The organism is Streptomyces silvisoli (assembly GCF_029269905.1).
GTDB lineage: Bacteria > Actinomycetota > Actinomycetes > Streptomycetales > Streptomycetaceae > Streptantibioticus_A > Streptantibioticus_A silvisoli_A.
In genome coordinates, this window is sequence record NZ_JARJBC010000037.1 from 41,213 (window position 1) to 47,808 (window position 6,596).

Here is a 6,596-nt window from a genome sequence, read left to right on the forward strand (position 1 = left end):
TACGCCGCTCTGGCGCGGCAGCCGCTTCGGTTTCCGACGTGCTCCGTTGCGAGAGCGGTTCGATTCAAGGAGGCGCATCATGTCGGACCACATCCCGACCACCGCCCGGTCCCTTGTCGACATCGCCGCTTCAACTCCCCAGCAAGACCTGTTCGCTCGGGTCCTCGACCAGCGAAGCCGTCCCAACCCCTACCCCCTGTATGCCGCGTTGCGCAGGCAACCGGTCTCCCGCCAGGCCGACGGTACGTGGGTGGTCAGCGGATACGACGAGATAGCCGCCCTGCTGCACGACCCGCGCATCAGCTCCGACATGCGCAACGCGGGGCAGGAGTCGGCCCCCGGTGCCGAGAAGTCGTTCATCCTGCGCGATCCGCCGAGCCATGACCGCCTCCGCGGCGCGGTCATGGCCAGGTTCACCCCCGCGGTGGTCGAATCCCTGCGTGCCGATGTACGCCGTATCACCGGCGAACTCCTCGACGCCGCCGGGTCCCAGGGCCGAATTGACCTCGTCGACGAGGTCGCCTACCCCCTGCCGGTCAGCGTGATCTGCAAGCTTCTCGGCATACCGCCCGAGGACGAGGCACGTTTCCACGTCTGGGCCGACACCCTCGCCCGCAGCCTCGACCGCGACCCGGACATGACGCAGGAGGAAGCCGACCAAATACAGCACGCCGCCGACGCGCTCGCCGACTACCTCACGCAGTTCACCGCTGAGCGCGCGAAGAACCCGGGTGGGGACCTGATCTCAGGCCTGCTCACCGGCGGTGCCCACACGGAACCCCTGCGCGGCGACGAACTCGTCGTCACCACCCGTCTGCTCCTCATCGCCGGCCATGAGACCACGGTCAACCTGATCACGAACGGAATGCTCACCCTCCTGCGCCATCCCGACATCCTCACTCGCTTCCGCCGCGAGCCCGCACTGGTGGTGCCCATGGTCGAGGAACTGGTGCGCTACGAGCCGTCGGTGCAGTTCCGCTATCGCGCCACTCTCGACGATATCGACGTCGGCGGCACCACCATCCCCGGCGGCTCCGCAGTCGTGCTGTTGCTGGCCGCAGGCAGCCGCGACCCCCATCACTTCGACCAGCCTGAGCAGTTCATCCCCGACCGAACCCCCAACGAACACTTCGGATTCGGAGGCGGAATCCACTACTGCGTCGGCGCTCCCCTGGCCCGCCTCGAAGCCCATGTCGTGCTCCCCGAACTCGTCCGCCGCATGGAAAACCCCCGGCTGGCCGAGGACCCGCCCCCGTACCGGCCCACGGCCGCCCTTCGGGGTCCCCGCCACCTCTGGCTCAACGTCGACCGCATCCGCCCCTGACCGGACCGTCCGACTCGACCGCACCCACACCTACGCGCCAGCGCTCAAAGTACAGTGACGGCTTGTCAGCCAAGAGGGCGGTCGGCGGCGGCGCAATGGCACCGGCCGGTGTCCGACCGAGCTCAGCGTGATGCTCTGGCAGCGTGCCACGGGCGGCATGCGGTGGCTGACCTGCCGCCGTGCGCCGCCCGTACGCCTGCGTGCAGCAACACGCCGGTCAGGGTCCCGGCGACCACCCCGCTGCCCAGCACGGTCCTCACCCAACCCGGGAAGCCCGCGTACAGGCCGGGTGTGACGATCGGGAGCAGCCCGACAGCGAGCGCGACGGCGGCCACCATGGCGTGCGAGCGGTCCCCCAGGTCGGCCCGGTGCAGCATCGTCACGCCCATCACCGCGATCATCGCGTACACCATCAGGGAACTGCCGCCGACCACGGGTGCCGGGATGGCGGCCAGCATCCGGGGTACCGGCGGCAGCAGTCCGGCCGCGACGAGCAGTACTCCCGCGCCAGCCGTGACGAACCGGCTGCGTACGCCCGTCAGTTGGCCGATGCCGATGTTCTCCGAACTCGTCGTCAGCAGCGAGGTGCCGAAGGCGGCTCCCGCCAGCGACACGACCGCGTCGGCGCGCACCACCCGCGGCACGTCGCGCCGCGGGTCCGGTGTGCGGCCCGCCGCTTCGCTGTTCATCACCGTCTGCCCGGTCGCCTCGGCCAGCGAGGCGAGCGCGAAGATCAGCAACGGCAGCGCGGCCATCAGGTCGAAGCGTGGTGCGCCGAACGGCAACGGCTGCGGCAGGGCCGGGCTCCCGACGCTCGCCGCACCGAAGTGGTCCAGGCCCGTGACCGCGGCCAGCACGGTGCCGGCGGCCATGCCGAGCAGCACGGCCGACTGACGCCAGGCGCCGCGGAGTGCCGCGAAGCACACCAGCGTGCACCCGATGGTCAGCCCCGCCAGTACCACCGCGGAGGGAGCAGCGCGGCCCGCCGCCCCCTGCCCGGTGATCAGTTGGGAGGCCACCTGCACCATGCCGATCCCGATCAGCAGCACCGTGGTTCCCAACACCAGCGGCGGGAAGAACCGCACGATCCGCCCGTACAGCGGAGTCACCGCCAGCAGCAGTCCGGCCGCGAGCAGCGCCGACCCGCAGGCCGTGGCCGCCCCGTGGTCCCTGGCGATCTGCAGGAACAGCGCGGACGCCGCGCCACCGGGGAGCATCACGAACGGCAGCCGGGCGCCGATTCGCCCGAGGCCCAGCGACTGGAGCAGCGCGCCCGCGCCGCACAGCATCAGCGTCGCGCTGAGCAGGGATGTGGTCCGGCCGGGGGCGAGTCCGAGAACCTGCCCGGTCAGGAACACCGTGGAGACGGGCGCGGCGATCATCGCCAGGACGTGCTGCACGGACAGGGGCACCAGCCGTCGCAGCGCGGGCCGTTCGTCGACCGTCAGGGCCTCCGTGTTGCTCATGCCCGCGCCCCGACGTCCAGCCACGGCAGTTCCTCCGGCGGGTAACGGTAGGCCCGGAACACCGCGTTGGGCTCTGCCGGGAACAGCGCGCGCACCTCCGACTCGCGGTACGCGCCGAAGTACGGCACCACGTACTCCCAGCACAGATAGCCGTCGGCGGTCACCTCGAACAGCCGCCCGGAGGGCGAGTCCGTGACGAGCGTGTTGCCGTTCGGCAGCCGTTGCGCGCTGCCCATGAAGGGGGCGAAGAACGCCTCGCGAGCCGGGTCGTGGTACTCCCAGGTGATCTTTCCGCTGGTGCGGTCGATCTCGATGACGCGGGAGAACGGCACGTCCCAGCCCGGCCGGAAGACGCCGTTGTCGAAGACGAGGATGCTGCCGCTGGGCAGTTCGGTCGGGCAGTGCTGCTGCGAGACGATGCCGGGATCGGTGCGCCAAAGGATCTCTCCGGTCGCGCGACTGATGACGATCACGGCGGAGACGCTGCGCAGGCTGGCCAGGATGTTGCCGTCGGCGAGCGGCGAGACGCTGTTGATCAGCGGCCAGTGCTCACGCGAGTAGTGCGGGTGAAGGGCGTACTCGACGCGGTCGAGGTGGTCGGCGGCCCGCCACGACCAGGTGACGTTCCCCTCGGCATCGACCTCCTTGATGGTGTCGGCCCACACCGTGCCGTCCGGTTCCGACCCGGCGATTCCGCCGCGCACAGCGTCGGCCTCGGCGCCGCGCAACGGCTCCAGCGCGGTGTAGAGGATGCGTCCGTCGCCGAGGTGATGGGCATCGTGGTGCTGCGACGGGTCGCGGTGCTCACGCAGTACGGTGCCGTCGGGGGCGGCTTCGAGCATCACGCCGCCTCGGTACTTGTGCCACATCGGGAAGAGTGCGGGCTCGTCGGGCAGTACCCCGTTGTAGGCCAGGTTGCCGCCCGGGAGGATCCGGGCGTGGCGGCCCGGGCGGTACGGGAGGTTCCATCGGTGCACCACCTCTCCTCGCAGGTCGACGAGGTAGACCTCGCCGGCGCCGGTGAGCGGCGCGTACAGGGTGTAGCCGGGGAACGCGGCGTCGGCGTCGAGCGCGATCAGGCCGGTTCCACGGCGGCGGCGGAAGTTCTGGTCGACGGTGGCCATGCTGCGGAGCCTCTCTGTCAAACTTTGTTTGATGACATCGAAACGAGTTTGACAGTAGCGGCCGGTTGTGTCAGCAGTGTGAAACGACAAGAAATCAGTGCGTAGGGTGGCCAGCAGCAATCAGGAAGCGGGACTGAGGCGGGACTTCGCGTGACGGACGAAGCGGCAGCACCACGGGTCGGGGCCAGCGTCAGGCGCCGCCGCCGGGCTCTCGACCTCACCCTGGCCGATGTCGCGGCCCGCGCCGGGCTGTCGGTGCCGTTCCTCAGCCAGGTCGAGAACGCCCGCGCCCGACCCAGCATGCGCTCGCTCCAGGCGATCGCCGACGCGCTCGACACGACCGCCGTCCACCTGCTGGCAGCCGCCGAGACTCCGCGCAGCGTGGACGTGGTACGCGCCGAGGATGACCCCGGCCTCTCCTCGGCCGGGAAAGCTCGGGTACGGCCCCTGGTGCGTGGCCACCACCAGCTGCACGCGCTGGAGTTCACCGGCGACCACGCCAGCGGGCGCGAGTTCCACCACCGCAACGACGAGTTGCTGTACGTGGCCGACGGATCCGCCGAGGTCGACGCGGACGGCGAGACGTACCGCCTGCGGCGCGGCGACACCCTGTATCTCTCCGGCGGCGTACCGCACAGCTGGCGCGCTCTCGAACCGGACACGCGGGTCGTGCTCGTCGCCGTCGCGGACCACATCGAGGCCACCGCCGACCCGCGCCGCTGACACAGAGCGGAGTCCCCCGTACGCCTGTCTCGCTGACGCCACCGCCGACCACGACGCTTGGCCTCCGCACTACGCCGCGCTGAACCACGCGAAGTTCCGCAAGTTCAAGGCGGGTTCGACGCCCGACACCGAACTAGGAGTTCAGTGGTCCTGCTGCTCGTATCGCCTGACGGCGTCCGAGGTGACGGGGGCGAAGAAGTTGACCAGGTTGCCGTCCGGGTCCCTGAACAGCAGCGAACGGTTGCCCCACGGCTGCGTCGTGGGCCCGTTCACGATCTCGACGTCACCGAACTTCTTGACCTTCTCGTACTCGCGATCCACATCGGTGACCCGGAACTCGACGATCACACTCTGGTTGGCTGCCGGTCGCGGCGCCTGTGCACCGAGCCCCTGCACCGTGCGGGTGCTCGCGAGAGCGAGGGTTCCGCTCGGCGTGATGATCTCGGCGAAGTCGTCCGTGGACCGCTTCGCCACCAGGCCCGTGACCCTCTCGTAAAACCCGACGGCGCGGGCGACGTCCTCGGTGATGATGCGGATCGAAGCGAAGTACATGGCAGGCTCCCGTGCGATCTGTTGTGTCATGAGGCAGACCGTACGGCGGATACCGGACAGAAACCGCCCGGTATTCAGGAGAAAATCGTAGGCATGAGTCGTCCTACTGCTCGGGTGCTCGCACTCCTGGAAATCCTCCAGTCAGGCGGCGTCCACCCCATCGCCGATCTCGCCGACCGACTGGGCGTGGACGCGCGAACGGTCCGGCGATACGTCGACCACCTGGCCGACCTCGACGTGCCCGTTGAGTCGGTGCGGGGACGGTACGGAGGCTACCGGCTCGCCCGTGGGTACCGAATCCCCCCGCTGATGCTGACCGACGACGAGGCACTGGCCACGTTGCTCGGCTTGATGACCGTGCGACGGGCCGGGCTCTCCACGACCTCAGCCACGGCTGCCGACGTCGCAACCGCCAAGCTCCGTCGTGTGCTGCCGCAACCGCTCGGTCGACGCCTGGACGCGCTGCTCGCGACGGCGCAGTTCACCACGCCGACCGACGATGCCGCCGCCGGGCCGGGCGGGCGCGTTCTACTGACCCTTGCCGAGGCCGCTTGGGATCGGCACCCAACCGAGATCTGGTACTGCGCCCGCGACGGCAGACGCAGCCAACGGGTACTTCACCCCTACGGCCTCGTCGCCCACTCCGGGCGGTGGTATGCCGCCGGCGCCGATTCGACCAGCGGAGAGGTCCGGACGTTCCGGGTGGATCGGATAGAGCACGTGCGTGTGCTGTCCAGTTCGTTCGACCAGCCAACGGACTTCGACGCCCAAGCGCATGTCCTGGCCGGTCTCGCCGAGACCCCGTGGACGCACGACGTCAGCCTTCGCGTCCAAGCAACCCACGATCACATCCGGACCCGGTTCCCGGAAGGGATCGCCATCGTCGACGAGGTCCGTCCGACGTCGCAAACGCACACGCAGCCGGAAGGCAGCAACGAGCCGAGCCCGGATGAGAGTTGGTTCCGTATTCGACTCCGCGCCGAACGGCTGGAGTGGATCCCACCGTTGCTAGCCGCGCTGAACCGTCCCTTCGTTGTCGAGCGGCCAGCCGAACTGCGAGGCCACATAGCCGACTTGGCGCAACGCCTCGCTCAGTACGCGAGCACGAATGACGGGTCGCGTTGATAACCCGCCATGAACGCGTATCCCCACTCGCGCACACGACCGTTTGACCTGCATGGGTGCATTTTCCCCACCCACACCTGGTGGCGAGGTGTTCGCGGCGGACGGCGAGGGCCAGCGCGACCGGCTCGCTGAACCTTCGCCGTCCTGATCTGCCCCTAGTACTGCAACCGCATCTGGGGTAACGATCAAGACTGGTTGTCGTTGGTGTGACTGTGTGCTGATGAGCTGACGGTCGAGCAGGTTGTGTCGTGGTCGGAGGGGATAGCCGGTCTGCATGCCCGG

General features: G+C 69.2%; 6 protein-coding genes. 3 read left to right on the top strand and 3 right to left on the bottom strand.

The features are described from left to right. Positions 1-79 precede the first annotated feature (79 nt). Positions 80-1,324 carry a cytochrome P450 gene (locus tag P3G67_RS34225; protein ID WP_276096983.1) on the top strand — a complete coding sequence of 415 codons (1,245 nt, stop codon included), beginning with the start codon at positions 80-82 and terminating at the stop codon, positions 1,322-1,324. Positions 1,325-1,446: 122 nt separating this feature from the next. Here P3G67_RS34225 and P3G67_RS34230 read toward each other — a convergent pair whose 3' ends face one another. Together P3G67_RS34230 and P3G67_RS34235 are read right to left on the bottom strand one after the other, a co-directional pair. Continuing rightward, entirely contained in the window at positions 1,447-2,790 is a 1,344-nt protein-coding gene (locus P3G67_RS34230) for a uracil-xanthine permease family protein (protein WP_276096984.1), read from the bottom strand. Continuing rightward, complete coding sequence (locus tag P3G67_RS34235; protein ID WP_276096985.1) at positions 2,787-3,914, bottom strand: aryl-sulfate sulfotransferase; 1,128 nt, start codon at positions 3,912-3,914, stop codon at positions 2,787-2,789. Before P3G67_RS34235 ends, P3G67_RS34230 begins: the two co-directional genes overlap by 4 nt. 150 nt (positions 3,915-4,064) lie before the next feature. On the opposite strand from P3G67_RS34235, the gene P3G67_RS34240 reads away from it, so the two are divergent. Continuing rightward, positions 4,065-4,637, top strand: coding sequence for a helix-turn-helix domain-containing protein (locus tag P3G67_RS34240; RefSeq protein ID WP_276096986.1), 573 nt, complete (start codon positions 4,065-4,067; stop codon positions 4,635-4,637). Positions 4,638-4,778: 141 nt separating this feature from the next. Here P3G67_RS34240 and P3G67_RS34245 read toward each other — a convergent pair whose 3' ends face one another. After that, on the bottom strand, positions 4,779-5,189 hold the full coding sequence (locus P3G67_RS34245; RefSeq protein WP_276096989.1) for a VOC family protein: 411 nt from the start codon (positions 5,187-5,189) through the stop codon (positions 4,779-4,781). 93 nt (positions 5,190-5,282) lie between these two features. Between P3G67_RS34245 and P3G67_RS34250 the strand changes: the two genes are divergently transcribed. Beyond that, on the top strand, positions 5,283-6,314 hold the full coding sequence (locus tag P3G67_RS34250) for a helix-turn-helix transcriptional regulator (RefSeq protein WP_276096990.1): 1,032 nt from the start codon (positions 5,283-5,285) through the stop codon (positions 6,312-6,314). The last annotated feature ends 282 nt before the right edge of the window (positions 6,315-6,596 follow it).

What these genes read in the sequence shown, in the direction of transcription:
- P3G67_RS34235 (WP_276096985.1), bottom strand. Translation starts at nt 3,914, where the DNA reads ATGGCCACCGTCGACCAGAACTTCCGCCGCCGCCGTGGAACCGGCCTG.
- P3G67_RS34245 (WP_276096989.1), bottom strand. Translation starts at nt 5,189, where the DNA reads ATGTACTTCGCTTCGATCCGCATCATCACCGAGGACGTCGCCCGCGCC.
- P3G67_RS34230 (WP_276096984.1), bottom strand. Translation starts at nt 2,790, where the DNA reads ATGAGCAACACGGAGGCCCTGACGGTCGACGAACGGCCCGCGCTGCGA.
- P3G67_RS34250 (WP_276096990.1), top strand. Translation starts at nt 5,283, where the DNA reads ATGAGTCGTCCTACTGCTCGGGTGCTCGCACTCCTGGAAATCCTCCAG.
- P3G67_RS34225 (WP_276096983.1), top strand. Translation starts at nt 80, where the DNA reads ATGTCGGACCACATCCCGACCACCGCCCGGTCCCTTGTCGACATCGCC.